The sequence below is a fragment of the Vreelandella neptunia genome (assembly GCF_000712975.1).
Taxonomy (GTDB): domain Bacteria; phylum Pseudomonadota; class Gammaproteobacteria; order Pseudomonadales; family Halomonadaceae; genus Vreelandella; species Vreelandella qaidamensis.
Map to the genome: position 1 here is coordinate 85,346 of NZ_JHQL01000003.1, position 16,269 is coordinate 101,614.

Sequence of the window (16,269 nt, forward strand, 5' to 3'; positions counted from 1 at the left end):
GCACCACCGAAAAAGGAATTTTCGATGTTAGATATCATCCACCATGGTGGTGCTACGGGGGTTACCGGCAGCTGCCACCAGCTTATCCTTAATACACAACACTCACTGCTGGTAGATTGCGGCCTGTTTCAAGGCGAAGACGCGCGAGAAGACAGCTTCCAACAGCTGCAAATTGAATTTGATATCAGCACCATTAAAGCGCTGGTCATTACCCACGTACATATCGATCACGTTGGGCGGCTGCCTTATCTACTAGCAGCAGGGTTCAAAGGCCCTATCCTTTGCTCCATCCCTTCGGCCATACTGCTACCGCTGGTGATTGAAGACGCCCTAAAAATCGGCTTCACCCGCAATGCCCAGCTAATCCAGCGCTTCCAAGCGCAGCTTCAATCACAAATTGTCAGCGTGCCTTACGGCAAGTGGCACACCGTGGTAGATGAACGTAAAGAAGCCGGTCAAGGCATCACCACGCGCATCAAGCTGAAGCGGGCAGGGCACATACTCGGCTCAAGCTATGTTGAAGTGGCCCACCAGCAGGCCAATGGCAGCAAAGAGCGCGTTGTCTTCAGTGGCGATCTCGGGGCACCCTATGCACCTTTGCTACCCGCACCAAAATCGCCTTACAGCTGCGATCAGCTAGTGTTAGAAAGCACCTACGGCGACCGGCAGCATGCAGGCCGCCGTAAACGCCGGGTCACGCTCAAAAACGCCATAGAACAAGCGCTCATCAACGGCGGTACAGTGATGGTGCCCGCTTTCAGCATCGGCCGTACTCAAGAGCTGCTCTACGAGCTGGAAGGTATTATTTATGAAGCCAAGCGCAGCAAAAACAGCCAGTGGCAACAGCTAGAAATTATCGTCGATTCCCCCTTGGCCGCCCGCTTTACTCGTATTTACCGCCAGTTAAAACCCTACTGGGATAAGGAAGCTCAACGCCGCCTGCGCAGTGGCCGCCATCCGCTCAATTTTGAAAATCTCTATACGGTAGAAAGTCACGAGGCCCACGAACAAACGGTTCAATACCTAGCAAAAACGGGCCGCCCAGCGGTCGTGATTGCCGCCAGCGGTATGTGCGCAGGCGGGCGCATTATGAACTACCTAAAAGCCATGCTAAGCGATGAACGCCACCAAGTACTGTTTGTTGGCTACCAAGGTGCTGGCACACCAGGGCGAGCCATTCAACAATATGGCCCACAGGGTGGCTGGGTAGAAATAGACGGCCAACGTATCGACATCAAAGCAGGGGTTACCACCATCAGCGGTTACTCAGCCCACGCCGATCAAAAAGACCTGCTCAATTTCGTAAAACGCATGCGTCGCTGGCCCCACACCATTCGCTTGGTACACGGCGATCAAACTGCAAAAAATGCGCTAAGAGATGAGCTAGATGCAATGTACGCACGTAAAAGCAAGCCGCTGACAGTTATCAATTGAATCCACCTCGCGGGTGCGCTGACGCTTACACCGCGCTACAAAATCAATGCATACGTAGTGCGGTGTAACGAGGTCGCGAGGAACGAGCGAAACCGAGGCACCCGCAATGGCGGCGCAGCCGCCCATAGGCACAGCACCGCTTTCGCGATATGCCCAAAATTACGCTGCAAGTTAAAACGTTTTTAGAAATATCACCGGCTTCGAATCCCAAATGATCGAAATTAAGAATCTCTACAAGCGCTACCACAACCACCATGGTAGTAATTGGGTACTGAAAGACGTCAATTTCACTATTCCTCTGGGCGTCAGTGTTGGCTTAATTGGTGCAAACGGAGCAGGTAAATCTACGCTTTTGCGCCTTATTGCCGGAATGGATACCCCAGAACGTGGAGAAGTCATTCGCCATAGCCGCGTTTCATGGCCAGTAGGGCTTTCCGGCGGGATGCAAGGCAACATGACAGGGCGCCAAAACGTAAAATTCGTTGCCCGTGTGCAAGGTAGCGGCCCAGATGAAGTTAAACGGGTAATCAAGTTCGTAGAAGAGTTTGCAGAAATAGGCCCAGCCTTTGATGAGCCTATTCGTACCTACTCATCAGGCATGAAGTCGCGTATCTCGTTTGGCCTTTCTCTCGCATTTGACTTCGATGTCTATATTTCCGATGAAGCCACTGCCGTTGGCGATCGTGCGTTTAAAGCCAAGGCAAAAGAACTCTTTGCCTCAAAAACTGGTCAAGCGTCTTTGATAATGGTTTCTCACTCAGAAGGCATTTTGAAGGACCTCTGTCAGGCAGGGGTTTATCTTAAAAAAGGTAGCGCCTTCTGGTACGACGACATCAATGATGCCATCACCGCTTACCACTCAGATGTCGATGAAAAGAAACGTCACTCCGAACTGCCGAGCGATGTAGTAGGGGCGCGAAAATACCTACAAGTTTGCCACGCTGACTTAAAAGCCGCTCAAGAAACCCTAGCTGATGCCAAAGAACAAGACGATAAAGAAGCCATTGCTGAGGCGAAAAAAGCAGTAAAAGAAGCTGGCAACAGAGCTAAAGAAGCGCGTGCAAATTTAGAGCTACGACAAAGCGAACGCTAGAGACGACATTAGTGGGATGGTTAGTGCATAGCTGACTAGATGGTTTATGTGAGTATATGAGATTGCAGCATGAGTAAAATGTTTTTCATTACCGGTGGTGCAGGCTTCATTGGCTCTGCCGTTATACGTGAGCTAATTCACAATACTGGGCACCGTATTGTCAACGTCGATAAACTCACTTATGCAGGCAATCTTGAATCGCTGACAAGTGTGGAAGACAGCGAGCGCTACACCTTTGTGCAGGCAGATATTTGCGATGCCCCGGCCATGCAGCAGCTGTTTGAACAGCACCAGCCCGATGTAGTGATGCACCTGGCTGCAGAGAGCCACGTAGACCGCTCCATCGACGGGCCCGCCGAGTTTATTCAAACCAACGTGGTAGGCACCGCCGTATTGCTAGAAGCCGCCCGCGCGTATTGGAAAACCCTACAGCAGCAAGATAAAGCAAAAGCAGAGGCCTTTCGTTTTCATCACATTAGTACAGATGAAGTGTATGGCGATTTGGAAGGCACCGACGACCTCTTTACAGAAACCACGCCTTATGCACCTAGTTCGCCGTACTCGGCCAGTAAAGCCAGTTCCGATCATCTAGTGCGCGCATGGCAGCGCACCTACGGCTTGCCCACACTGGTGACCAACTGCTCCAACAATTACGGGCCATATCACTTCCCAGAAAAACTAATCCCGCTGATGATCCTCAATGCTCTAGCAGGAAAGCCGCTGCCGGTATACGGCAATGGCCAGCAAATCCGCGATTGGTTATATGTGGAAGACCACGCCCGCGCCTTAATCAAAGTGGCTACAGAAGGCGGAATCGGCGAAACCTACAACATCGGCGGGCATAACGAAAAAGCTAACCTTACCGTTGTTGAAACACTGTGCGACCTGCTTCAAGAGCTAGTTCCACAGGAACAGTCGTACCGTGACCTTATAACCTTCGTGACCGATCGCCCCGGCCACGACGTACGCTACGCTATTGATGCCAGCAAAATTGAACGAGAACTCGGTTGGACGCCAGAAGAAACCTTCGAAACCGGTCTACGCAAAACCGTGCAGTGGTACCTCGCCAACGAAACCTGGTGGAAACGCGTACAAGACGGCAGCTACCAAGGCCAACGTCTCGGCAGTTTGTAGGAAGTAATAAAAGTAGCCACCGACGATACGGCAAGCACGGACAAAACCTATTTAGCCACGGACACTCACAGACGGCACGGACAAAACCTTTTGATTGGTTTTGACCTTGTCCGTGTTTTCCGTGAGTGTCCGTGGCAAAAAAGGGGTTTATTATGAACATCTTCATCACCGGCGGTAACGGCCAAGTAGGCTTTGAACTCCAGCGCCAATTTGCCCCGTTCGGCACTATTCTGGCCCCGACACGCCAAGAACTCGATTTAACCAACGCCGACGCAGTAGATACTTACCTTGCCAAACACCAGCCTGGCTTAATACTCAACGCGGCGGCCTACACAGCGGTTGATAACGCCGAGAGTGAACCAGGGCAGGCACAGCGCTTAAACGCTGAATTGCCCGCGCAGCTAGCGAAATATGCAGCCAAGCACGGCATTCCTCTGGTGCACTACTCAACGGATTACGTTTACCCAGGCAACGGCGAAACACCCTGGCAGGAAGATAGCCCCACAGGCCCACTCAGCGTTTACGGCCAAACCAAGTTGGAAGGGGATCAAGGGATTATCGAAAGCGGTGCCAGCCACCTGATTTTTCGCACTAGCTGGGTCTACGCTGCCCGTGGCAGCAACTTTATGAAAACCATGCTTCGCCTAGGCTGCGAGCGTGACGCACTGAGCATCGTTAACGATCAAATAGGCGCGCCTACGGCCGCGCGCCTAATCGCTCAAATCACCGCGTTGTCTTTCACGGTTTACGGCTCACGGCTCTCTATTCACATTCCCCAAGGCATTTACCACTTAGCCCCCAGGGGGGAAACCAGCTGGCACGGCTTCGCCAGCGAGATTTTCAGTCAAGCCCGAAAAGCCGGGGAAGCACTAACGATTACGCCTGAAAGCACCGCAGGCATCCCCGCGGCAGAGTACCCAGCACCCGCTCAGCGCCCGCTGAACTCACGCATGGCGTTGGGTAAGTTAGAAAGCGCACTAGGCATCACCATGCCGCCCTGGCAGAGCCAGCTAGCATTAACGCTTAAAGAACATCTCAGTAATTAAAAAATGTTATTCGCCACAGACGTCACGGACAAAACCATTTATTTGTTATTGAGTTGTTGCTTTTGACTTTGTCCGTGTTTTCCGTGAGTGTCCGTGGCCAATACCCAATACCCGCCACGGACGATACGGACAAAACCATTTATTTATTATTGGGTTTTTGGTTTTGACTTTGTCCGTGTTTTCCGTGAGTGTCCGTGGCTAAAAATGAAAACCCTTAGCTAAACCGATGAAAGAGCCCACTATGAGCCAAAACTCACAAAGAAAAGGTATTATCCTGGCCGGTGGCTCGGGCACACGGTTACACCCCATTACTCGTGGTGTATCCAAGCAATTACTGCCAATTTACGATAAGCCGATGATCTACTACCCGATCTCGGTGCTCATGCTGGCAGGCATCCGCGATATTCTGATTATCTCCACACCTGAAGATCTACCTCAATACCAAAACCTGCTCGGCAGCGGCGAAGACTTTGGCATTAATCTACAATATGCCGAACAGCCAAGTCCCGATGGTCTGGCACAAGCCTTTATTATCGGTGAAGCGTTTATTGGCGAAAGCCCCGTTTGCTTGGTGTTAGGCGACAACATTTTCCATGGTCAACACTTTTCAGATCAGCTAAAACGCGCCAGTTCCCGCACGTCAGGCGCAACGGTATTTGGCTATTTGGTGAAAGACCCTGAGCGTTTCGGCGTAGTTGAATTTGATGAGCAGGGTCGCGCTATCTCCATTGAAGAGAAACCCAAAAAGCCCAAGTCTGCTTACGCCGTTACGGGGCTATATTTCTACGATAATGATGTTGTAGAAGTCGCCAAAAACGTAAAGCCTTCAGAGCGTGGCGAGCTGGAAATCACCAGTGTGAATAACGCCTACCTGCAGCGTGGCGATTTACGTGTAGAACGGCTAGGCCGCGGCTTCGCTTGGTTAGACACCGGCACCCACGACAGCCTGCTAGAAGCTAGCCAGTACGTACAAACTATTGAACACCGACAGGGCCTCAAAATCGCCTGTTTGGAAGAAATAGCCTGGCAGCAACAGTGGATCAGCGACGAACACCTAACCGAACTCGCCAAACCACTCGCCAAAACCCAATACGGCCAATACCTACAGCGCCTGATAGCAGCCAAACGATAATATCTAGCCACGGACCCTCACGGGAAACCTATTTCGCCACGGACCTTCACGGGAAACCTATTTCGCCACGGACACTCACGGACGGCACGGACAAAGCCTTAAATTCTTTATTGGTTTTTGTTTTTGACCTTGTCCGTGTTTTCCGTGAGTGTCCGTGGCCAATTAAAACGCTGCTAATTTAGGTGGTCTACTAGCTATGCAATACGAAAAACTCGCCATTCCCGATGTGGTGTTAATTACTCCCCAGGTCTTCGGCGATGAGCGTGGTTTCTTCATGGAAACGTTTCGCCAAAGTGAATTCGAAGCCCACTGTGGTCACCACACCTTTGTGCAGGACAACCATAGCAAATCTGCTCACGGAATCCTGCGCGGCCTGCATTACCAGCACCAACAGCCACAGGGTAAATTAGTGCGTGTCACCCAAGGGGAAGTGTTCGATGTAGCGGTGGATATGCGCCAAAACTCGCCGACCTTCGGCCAATGGGTGGGGGCAACCCTGAATGAACAGAATAAGCAAATGCTATGGGTACCACCTGGCTTTGCCCACGGTTTTTATGTCACCAGTGAAGAAGCTGAGTTTCAGTATAAATGCACCAACTACTATGCCCCAGGGGATGAAGTGTCGCTGCGTTGGGACGACCCCACACTTAATATTCAATGGCCCCTGGTAAACAGCCAACCGCCTGTGCTGTCAGCCAAAGATCAGCACGGCGTAAGTTTGCTAAACGCCCCTCGTTTTAATTAAAATTAATGAACACAAAAGAAGTGAATGGAGCTGCCCACACCATGTCCTTAGTCGTGTACGTAGGAACCGATAAATTCAAGGTCGAATCAAATGCCGACGTGCGCGAGCAGAATGCGACTGAACTAACACTAAGCGATATCGCAACTGGGCACCCCAGCGAAGCTGAAAGTCAAACGTTGCTGGTTGATGCCTTTGATGAAAGCGCCGTATCAACGCTAGAACACTGGCTGAAAATAGATACTACGCGTGAATGCGTTATTGCGTGGCCGCATCCAGCAGCGTGGCTGGCTGCAAACTTGCAAAACGCCAGCCGCCCAAAAGAAGCTCTATGGCAATGGAGCCACCAAGCAGATCTCATTCTCAAGCTATATAAAACAAAACGTCGCCAAGTATCGCTACATGGTTATGTGCCAGGAGCGCCTATTAGCGAAGCGCTTCCAGAAGCAGCTAGCCTTACGCTTGAGTATATTGCGCCGCTATATCGCTTAATGGCGACACAGCTTGTCCAAGAAAATAGCCTGCTTCAGCAAGCTCATAACTACCTGAAAGCCAGTAGTGCAAGTGCCTCCTCTTGGCAAATGCCAGTAGTGCAAGCGGTAGAACAAAGCCTGCACTACTTGAGTAATGAGCATCAACAGCAGCAAGCGCAGGTAAAAGAGCTACAAGCTGTAAAAACCGAGCTATCAAACGTACAAGAACACAGCAGCCAATTAACGCAACAATTAGCAGAGCTTAACCAAGAACACAGTAGTGAAAAGGCCAAAAGCAAAGCGAAGCAGCAGCAGGTAGAAGAAGTTAGCCAGCGCCTTTCGGAAAAAAATGCCCAGCTTCTAGAAACAGAAAAAACCAACGAAAAACTTGAAAAAGCGCTAAAAGAGAGCCAGCAAGGCAGAGAGGCAGCACAAACCGCCTTGGAAAAGGAGCAGGCAAGCGTAACCAAGCTGAGGCAAGAGCAGGCTAGCCTACAAAAGCATGCCCACAGCATTGAAAAAGAAAATGCCGCGCTGTTAGAGCAGTTAACCAAGGTGCAGCAGGCACTTGAAGAGCGGACGCTTGAACATCAACAAAAGCACGCAAAGCTAGAACAAGAGCAAGCCCGCCTTCAAGATCATGCACACAGCGTTGAAACAGAAAATGCCGCGCTGTTAGAGCAGCTAATGAAAGTGCAAGAAGCGCTTGAAGAAAGTCTACTCAAAAACCAGAGCCAAGAAGAAGAGCTTAATGAAAAAACAGTTAAGCTAAACTGGCTCAGGAAAAAAACTAAAAAACAAGAAGAGCAGCTGGATGAACAACAGCAATCCATCGGCCAACTGCAAAAAGACGTAAAAGAAAAAGAGCAGCAAGCGCAAAAACTTAAAAAAAGCATCACCCAGCTAGAAACAGCCGCAGCAGCCACTGCCGAACAGCACCAAGTGGCGCTTCGCAATGCCGCTGAAACGGCCAAGCAAAAAGAGAAGCAGCTAATCGAAAAAGCGGAGCAAGTGGCTAAACAGCAGGTAGAGTTCAAAAGACAGACTGAAAAGCAGCAAAAAGAGCTACAAAAAAGGCTGGAAACCGCACGTAAAGAGCGCACGCAACTCGGTCAAGAAAAAGACCAACTCAAGCAACAGCTAACTGCCTTCCAAGAAGCACTTAGCCAACAAATCAAAGAAAAAGAAAACACCTTAAAAGCCAAAGGAAACCTTAAAAAGCAGCTTACGGCAGCAGAAAAAGCAGCTATACAACAACAACGTGTGTTAGATCAGGAAAACACAGAAAAATCGCTGATTGTAGGTCAGCTACATGAAACACAAGAGCAACTGGTTAAAACTAGTAAGAACAGTGAGCATTACAAGAAACAAGCGGAAACCCGCCAAAAAACCATTAATGTGCTTAAGCAGCAGCATCAGCTAGAGCGCCACCAATATGAAAGCGTAGTGCAATGGTTGCGGGTAAGCGGGCACCGTAACGCTGCCGCAGCCTACCGCTATAGCCGTCCGTTTAAGCGTGCGTTACCGCAACAAATTGCGGCCATTAATGAAAGCCCCTTCTTTGATGCACAGTGGTACTGTGAACAGTATCCTGATGTAAAAACCTCAGGAATTGCCCCAGCCGAACACTTTCTGAAGTTTGGCGCCATTGAGGGTCGAAACCCAAGCGATAAGTTCGACACCTATTTCTACCTAAGTGAATATCCCGATGTTGCAGAATCAGGGCAAAATCCGTTACTTCACTATGTGCGCCATGGCCAGTTTGAAGAACGGTTGCCTGCTAGGCCGCAGCAACAGCTTCCTGCCCCAGCTGAAAAATAATGCATAAGCCCCATAACGTTAGTCACACCAGCGCAATTTTAGGCTCAAGCAAATAAAAGCGACCGACACATGCCCAGCACCCACGCAAATATTCTGTACATCGGCCCCCTTAGGCCAGAAACGCTAGCGTTATTAGGAAGTATCTCTACAGAAAAGGCTCTGTTTGTCACACCTTCCCAACAAGAAGCGCAGTGGCAAGAAGTGCAAGCGGCTATTCCCAGCGCAGCACAGCAAATAGCCAAGTTAGCAGAAGCGAGCGGCGAGCTACCTTATTACGAGTTTAATTTACCGGAATTTAATGCAAGTCAGCCAGCCTCGGGTCTTTATACGCTTTACCCTGGGCTTGAGCTTATTGAAAGTGACACGCAAGCACTAAAAAGTGTTGCAGGGTTACTAGAAGAGATTGGAAGCCAAGCAGTCGATATGCTGGTAGTGGAGCAGCCAGAGCTTGTATGGCCAACGTTACAAGCCTTAGCCGGTAGCCAGCATGATCAGCAAATGAATCAGCTCTGGCTACGGGTAGGTAGCGTGCCGCTTTATCAAGGTACGCCAGAAGTAGCAGAAATCCTCAGCTGGTGCGAACAGCACGGGTTTGAGCTACAGGCTCGCAATGAAGAAGACCCAGACCTACCCCTGTTACAGCTTACCCGCCACGCTTACTACTACCGCTGGAAGGAAGAAGCGAGGCGAAGTGCCAAGTTAGCAAAACAGCTAAAAACAGCCCAGCAAGAATCAGAAAAACAGCAGGCCCAGCAAGAAAAAGAGCAGATAGAGCAATCTAAAAAGCATGAACAGCAACAGGCTGACTATCAAAAACATTTGAAAGATAGCGAAGAGCAGCTGCGTCAACAACAGGTTAAGTATGAACAATTGCAACAACAAAATAAGAAGCTACAGCAGCAGCTAACAGAGCAACAAGCTGAAGTAGAAGCGTTGCAAGCAACGTTTGAAAAGCAGCAGGCGATAGCAGCTTCAGTGACTGCTTTACATCAAGCATTAGATAATAAATTTGAAGAACATCAAGCGTACCTTAAAAAGACCGTTAATGCGCTGGGGCAGCATATAACCCGCCGCACACAAGACAAGTAATGACTACTAACTATTAGCGATCGAGACATAGCCACCATGGATGTGACCACCAGCATTGTCGCTAGCGCCTCAAAACACTACCGCGAAGGTAATTATCGTGAAGCGCTTACGTTCTACCAAAAAGCAGCCGCAACCTACGGTAGTGCGCTTTTTAAAACTAATATTATGCTTTGCGAACAACGCCTAAAAACCAGCAGCACTAAAGAACCAGTGCTGCCAGGCTCGCCAGCAGAATCGCGTCAGCTAAGTGAAACACAGCATTTGCTAGAGCATTACTACCAGCGCTGCCAAGAACTCGAATACCAGTTGCTCGAAAACGTCGCACAATAGGCAAGGAAAAGGGAAGTTATGAAAGTTTTAACGGTATTTGGTACACGCCCTGAAGCCATTAAAATGGCGCCGTTGGCGTTACAGCTTGCAGCAGACAAGCGCTTTGAAGCCAAGGTTTGTGTGACTGCCCAGCACCGTGAGATGTTGGATCAAGTCTTGGATCTTTTCGAGCTAACGCCCGATTACGACCTTAATATCATGAAGCCTGGTCAGGACCTCAACGATGTCACCTGCGGGATACTTCAGGGGCTGAAACCCGTACTGGAAGACTTCAAACCAGACATAGTGCTGGTTCACGGTGATACGGCTACCACCTTTGCCACCACCCTTGCCTGCTATTATCAGCAAATCCCGGTTGGCCACGTAGAAGCAGGCCTGCGCACCGGTAATTTGTACTCCCCTTGGCCTGAAGAGGGTAACCGTAAGTTAACTGGAGCTCTGGCCGCCGTGCATTTTGCTCCTACGTCTACTTCACGGCAAAATTTACTTAATGAAGGCGTAGGCCCAGCCGATATCCACGTGACTGGCAACACGGTAATTGATGCACTGTTAGATGTAGTTGAAAAACTGGAAGCTAATCCAGCGCTTGCAGAAGAACAAGCAAAACGTTTTCCAATGCTAGATGCCAACAAGAAGTTGATATTAGTTACCGGCCATCGCCGGGAAAGCTTTGGCGGTGGCTTCGAGCGGATCTGCCAAGCTTTAGCAGATACCGCCAAAGCCTTCCCAGAAACACAAATTCTTTACCCCGTGCACCTTAACCCGAATGTACGCGAGCCGGTTAACCGCTTGTTGGCAGATGTTGAAAACGTTCACCTTATTGAGCCACAAGACTATCTGCCCTTTGTTTACCTAATGAACCAAGCGCATATCATTTTGACTGATTCCGGCGGTATTCAAGAAGAAGCACCGTCATTAGGTAAGCCCGTATTGGTAATGCGTGACACCACGGAACGCCCAGAAGCCGTAGAAGCAGGCACCGTCAAACTAGTAGGCACTGACGCAACAACAATAACCAGTGCGCTGAAAGCCTTGTTGACCGATGAGCAGGCCTACAACGCCATGAGTTACGCCCACAACCCCTACGGCGACGGCAAAGCCTGTCAACGCATCCGCGACGTGCTAGCAAGCTCATAAGCTGACAACTTTTTTGCCACAGACGCTCACGGAAAACACGGACAAGGTCAAAAGCAACCTAAGAACTTAAAAGCTAAAAAGTATTTATGGTTTTGTCCGTGTCGTCCGTGGCTAATAAATTTTATCAAGGAATGAAACATGCAATTCGACACTATCTCTATGATTGGTTTGGGCTATATTGGCTTGCCTACCGCTGCGGTTTTCGCTTCACGTAAGAAAAAAGTAATTGGTGTGGATGTTAACCAACATGCCGTCGACACCATCAATAACGGCGACATCCATATTGTAGAACCAGAGCTAGACATGGTCGTGCATGCGGCTGTTACCGGAGGTTACCTGCGTGCAACCACCACGCCTGAACCAGCGGATGCCTTTATGGTGGCAGTACCAACACCGTTCCACACCGATGAAAACGGCCAAAATCACAAAGCGGATCTCAGCTATATAGAAGCGGCTGCGAAATCCATTGCCCCGGTACTGAAAGCGGGTAACTTGGTGGTGCTGGAATCGACCAGTCCTATCGGCGCAACAGAACAAATGGCCGTGTGGCTAGCCGAAGCGCGGCCCGATCTCACTTTCCCGCAAACCCACGGTGAAGCATCGGATATTCGTATTGCCCACTGCCCAGAGCGTGTGTTGCCTGGCCATGTGATTCGTGAATTGGTAGAAAACGACCGGGTGATTGGCGGGATGACGCCGAAGTGTGCCGAAGCGGCCTGTGCGCTTTACCAAATTGTAGTGGAAGGGGAGTGTGTTGCCACTACCGCCCGCACGGCAGAAATGGCCAAGCTCACTGAAAACAGCTTCCGCGATGTCAATATCGCCTTTGCCAATGAGCTTTCCACCATCTGTCATGAGCTAGATATTAACGTGTGGGAACTGATTGCCCTAGCTAACCGCCACCCGCGTGTCAATATTTTGACCCCTGGCGCTGGCGTAGGCGGCCACTGCATTGCGGTAGACCCCTGGTTTATTGTGGATGCCTGCCCAGAGCAAGCCAAAATTGTGCGTGCCGCCCGTGAAGTTAACGATGCCAAGCCCCTCTGGGTATTAGGCCGGGTAAAAGAGGCATTAGAGGTCTACCATCAGCAACACCCTGATGCCAAACGCAGTGATTTAACCGTGGCCTGTCTTGGTGTTGCCTTCAAGCCCGATATTGATGACCTGCGCGAGAGCCCCGCATTAGGCATTGCAGAGCAAGTTGCAACGCTTGGCTGCCATTTGCAAGTGGTAGAGCCCAATATTCAAACACTGCCAAAAACGCTTCAACAGCCTAACGTAACGCTTGTAACGTTAGAAGAAGCCCTTACCCAAGCAGATGTAGTGTGTGTCTTAGTGAACCATAAACCGTTTATCCAAAACGTTGAGAAAGTACGCGAAAAAGCCAGCGTTATCGATGCTGTCGGCCTGCTAGGTTAAGCGTTTTGCGCGCGAGGGTCGAGTCAAACCCCTCGCTAGCCCGAAGGGCGTTTATTCCTCATCATTCACTATTCACCAACGGACACCCATGGACGAGCTGCTCTCATACGCTTCTACATTAGCGGAAAAACCAGCGTACCCGATTAATGCGCCTATACAGGGAAGAATTGCCTACGTAGTTAGCCACGGCCAAACCTACGCCAGCAATGGGTATGCGATTAGAACTCAAGGAATAGCCCAAGCACTTAACCAGCATGGGTTTGAAACGCTATGTTTTGTGCGCCCTGGCAGGCCATGGGAGTTACATGCCAAGAATAAGGTGGCGCCAGAATCCACCATTGAAGGCGTACGTTATATTCATACCCGCTGGCAAAACGATAAAGCACCAGTAGGTAATAAAGAGCGCCTAGAAGCGAACGTAAAAAAGTACGTTGAACTCTTTAAAGTATACCGCCCAAGCGCGGTACTAGCGGCTTCTAACCATGCGGTAGGGCTACCCGCTTGGATTGCTGCGAAGCACTTGGGGCTACCCTTTTACAATGAAGTGCGTGGCTTCTGGGAGCTTTCACGGGCGGCCCGCGAAGCGGAGTATAAAAATACCGCTGCCTTTAAGCTAGAAGCTGAACGGGATGCGTTCGTTGCTAAACGGGCGCAAACCGTATTCACGCTTAGCAAGCCCATGAAAGATGAGCTAGTGAAGCGCGGTGTTAAAGCGAGCAACATCGCTCTAGTGCCTAATGGCGTCAGCCAACTGCCGAATATTAAGCCAGTAAACCCAGCACTTAAGAAAAAACTGGGAATTACAGATGACGAAAAAGTCATCGGCTATATTGGCAGCTTTAGCGCCTATGAAGGGTTAGAGGTGCTACTCGATGCCTGTACCCAGCTAGTCGCAGCAGGAGAAAAACTAAAACTACTGTTAGTAGGTGATGATCAGCCTATTACTACCGCAGTAAGCGACAGTAATGAACAAGATAGTAATGAACAAGTAGGAAAAGCAGAACAAACGCGATGGCTAATTCAAGTAGGTCGCGTACCCCACGATCAAGTGGCAGAATATTACGCCCTGATTGATAGCGTAGTAATACCCCGTAAGCCCCTAGCGGTATGCAAGCTTGTGCCGCCTATGAAGGCCGCCGAGGCCCTGGCCCATGGTAAGCGTCTAGTGGTATCTGACGTGGCACCGTTGGCCGAGTATGCTGATAAATACGAAGGCGTAGTGAGCTTTGAGGCTGGGAGTGCCGCAAGCTTGGCCACAGCCCTTCAGGGGTCACTGAAGCAGCCGGCGCCGAAACCGAGTACCGAGCTGCTGTTTTCCGCGTATACCGAGCCTATGGTGCGGACGCTGAAGGGAGAGGGGAGTGCCCAGGTACAGAAGGTGGCGGTTGAAGCGCAAGCCAAGCCGACCGAGCCGACCAAGCCGCAAGCGGAAACACAAGCCCCGACCAAGGCCGCTACTGCCACGCCCGTGAAGAAGGCGGCCGTGGAGCCGAAAGCCAAAGCCCAGACCAAGCCCACCCATAAGCCAGCCATTAAGCTGACACGAGAGGTCACTTGGCAGCGGTTTGATCTAAATGGCGATAACGTCATTCGTATTCTGGGCAATGTCAGCATCAAGAACGGCGGAGACAAGGCCGGTGTGCTGTTGGTGGAACTCTTCGATAAAGACGGCAAAAAGATCTCGCCGGATGAGATAGCGCTACCACAGTCGGAGGTGTTTGGAGGGAGTTTCATGTACCTCCAACACACGGAAGGGAAAAAGGCCCAAATCGCCTATTTGGAAGCATCAAGTGCTGTGAGCTACGTAAGGCTTGGGGCGGTACTGTTCCACTGTAAAGGAAATACTAAAGTTGAGGTTTCTGACCTAGAGGTTAAGGCAATTAAGTTTAGCCCTTCCTCTGAAAAAAAGCTTGTTAGTGATCTGAAGAAGCCATCTGATTTCAAAGTGGCAATCATCGCGGACGAGTTTACTTACAACAGCTTTTGTCAAGAATTTGAGGCGCTACCAATAGAGCCAGGTAACTGGTTAGATGTTTTTCAGGATAAGAACCCCGATGTATTCTTTTGTGAGTCAGCGTGGTCTGGTGTCGACTCAGCAAGGCGGCCATGGAAAGGAAGAGTTTATACGAGCGAAAACTTTAGAAACGAAAATCGGAAAGATCTTTTTGAAATTCTTGATTACTGTAAGAAAGCAGGCATTCCAACTGTTTTCTGGAATAAAGAAGACCCGACACACCATCATGACCTTGTTCATAATTTTGTGGATACGGCAAAGAACTTTGACTACGTGTTTACAACAGCAGGCGAGTGCGTCGAGAGCTACAAAAGAGTGCATGGGATAAAGAATGTTTTTGCACTACCTTTTGCAACAAATCCGCGGCTTTTTAACCCAGTAGAAGAGGGTGTTCGTAGTGACCACGCTGTGTTCGCGGGCAGTTGGTATGCTAATCATGAGAATAGAAGCAAGGTCATGGAGTCGATTTTAGACGGATTGGTAGAGGGTGGATTTAAACTAGACCTCTATGATCGTTTTTATGATGACGACGATCCGCTTCATAGCTGGCCAGAAAAGTACAAGAAATTCTTGAACCCGTCTAAGCCTCATCATGAAATGCCTGGTGTGTATAAGTCCAGCAAATTCGGGCTGAATTTCAATACCGTAACTAAATCTCCTACGATGTTTGCTAGGCGGGTCTTTGAGCTTATGTCGAGTAATACATTGGTCGTTTCAAATTACTCTAAGGGTGTGGATGAGATGTTTGGGGACTTGGTTGTGTTCCCGGATCGCGACCCGAAACGCATCAAATCCCTTACCTCTAATGAGGTGGACAGCTTACGCCACAAGGCGCTGCATGAAGTGCTGGAAAAGCATACCTACAAACAGCGCTGGCGCAGTATTTTGAAGACTATTGGGCTGCCATTCGTAGAAAGTGATACAGCCCTGACTTTTATCTATATTGTCAAGAAAAGAGAAGAAGCGTTAGCAGCCATTTCATGGTATCAGCAGTATGGCATGCAGTTTTCAGGGTCGAGATTGCTACTGGTGGCCGATATAAGCATGGAGCCTCTGGACGTCGCTAAGTTATACCAAGAGTTTAATCGTTATGGTGTTTCCGTGACCTCGGCGCTGCATGCTGAGAGATACGCAATGGTCGATCGTTATCGCCCAGTGGAGACTTCGCACTTTGTGGCGCTGCGCCCTGGCATGAACGCTGATGCTGAGCGGATCAAGGAGGGGGCACTTCACCTGCAGTACATGACAGAACACTTGGTGGCGCTAAAGCAGCGGTCTGGTCAGCGGTATATTAAGGAACCAGCTGGTGCCGATGCCGTCGTGATGGGTAGTGCTAGTCAGTTTACTGACTGGTTGAAGCACCAAGCTCAAAAGCAATCTTTTACCGCATATTGGGTGTGATGTC

The 16,269-nt window shown here is 49.8% G+C and carries 12 protein-coding genes; all 12 read left to right on the top strand.

The window, feature by feature from the left end; translation table 11 throughout:
- The first annotated feature begins 24 nt into the window (after nucleotides 1–24).
- A complete protein-coding gene (locus CR46_RS0108560; protein WP_030071899.1) occupies nucleotides 25–1,434 on the top strand; it encodes an MBL fold metallo-hydrolase RNA specificity domain-containing protein in 1,410 nt (469 codons plus the stop codon).
- A 211-nt stretch (nucleotides 1,435–1,645) separates the two neighbouring features.
- Entirely contained in the window at nucleotides 1,646–2,527 is an 882-nt protein-coding gene (locus tag CR46_RS0108565) for an ABC transporter ATP-binding protein (RefSeq protein ID WP_030071902.1), read from the top strand.
- Between the two features lie 69 nt (nucleotides 2,528–2,596).
- On the top strand, nucleotides 2,597–3,661 hold the full coding sequence (gene rfbB, locus CR46_RS0108570) for a dTDP-glucose 4,6-dehydratase (protein WP_030071904.1): 1,065 nt from the start codon (nucleotides 2,597–2,599) through the stop codon (nucleotides 3,659–3,661).
- A 152-nt stretch (nucleotides 3,662–3,813) separates the two neighbouring features.
- Nucleotides 3,814–4,707 carry a dTDP-4-dehydrorhamnose reductase gene (gene rfbD / locus CR46_RS0108575; protein ID WP_030071907.1) on the top strand — a complete coding sequence of 298 codons (894 nt, stop codon included), beginning with the start codon at nucleotides 3,814–3,816 and terminating at the stop codon, nucleotides 4,705–4,707.
- A 241-nt stretch (nucleotides 4,708–4,948) separates the two neighbouring features.
- Complete coding sequence (rfbA, locus tag CR46_RS0108580; protein ID WP_030071909.1) at nucleotides 4,949–5,839, top strand: glucose-1-phosphate thymidylyltransferase RfbA; 891 nt, start codon at nucleotides 4,949–4,951, stop codon at nucleotides 5,837–5,839.
- A 196-nt stretch (nucleotides 5,840–6,035) separates the two neighbouring features.
- Nucleotides 6,036–6,584, top strand: coding sequence for a dTDP-4-dehydrorhamnose 3,5-epimerase (rfbC, locus tag CR46_RS0108585; protein WP_030071911.1), 549 nt, complete (start codon nucleotides 6,036–6,038; stop codon nucleotides 6,582–6,584).
- A 41-nt stretch (nucleotides 6,585–6,625) separates the two neighbouring features.
- Nucleotides 6,626–8,875 carry a coiled-coil domain-containing protein gene (locus tag CR46_RS0108590; protein WP_030071913.1) on the top strand — a complete coding sequence of 750 codons (2,250 nt, stop codon included), beginning with the start codon at nucleotides 6,626–6,628 and terminating at the stop codon, nucleotides 8,873–8,875.
- Between the two features lie 69 nt (nucleotides 8,876–8,944).
- Nucleotides 8,945–9,964: a hypothetical protein gene (locus CR46_RS0108595; RefSeq protein WP_030071915.1), complete on the top strand. Its 1,020-nt coding sequence runs from the start codon at nucleotides 8,945–8,947 to the stop codon at nucleotides 9,962–9,964.
- Between the two features lie 36 nt (nucleotides 9,965–10,000).
- Nucleotides 10,001–10,294, top strand: coding sequence for a hypothetical protein (locus tag CR46_RS0108600; RefSeq protein ID WP_030071917.1), 294 nt, complete (start codon nucleotides 10,001–10,003; stop codon nucleotides 10,292–10,294).
- A gap of 18 nt (nucleotides 10,295–10,312) precedes the next feature.
- Entirely contained in the window at nucleotides 10,313–11,431 is a 1,119-nt protein-coding gene (wecB, locus tag CR46_RS0108605; RefSeq protein ID WP_030071919.1) for a non-hydrolyzing UDP-N-acetylglucosamine 2-epimerase, read from the top strand.
- A gap of 138 nt (nucleotides 11,432–11,569) precedes the next feature.
- On the top strand, nucleotides 11,570–12,850 hold the full coding sequence (gene wecC / locus CR46_RS0108610) for a UDP-N-acetyl-D-mannosamine dehydrogenase (RefSeq protein WP_030071922.1): 1,281 nt from the start codon (nucleotides 11,570–11,572) through the stop codon (nucleotides 12,848–12,850).
- 88 nt (nucleotides 12,851–12,938) lie between these two features.
- Nucleotides 12,939–16,265, top strand: coding sequence for a glycosyltransferase (locus tag CR46_RS0108615; protein ID WP_030071923.1), 3,327 nt, complete (start codon nucleotides 12,939–12,941; stop codon nucleotides 16,263–16,265).
- The last annotated feature ends 4 nt before the right edge of the window (nucleotides 16,266–16,269 follow it).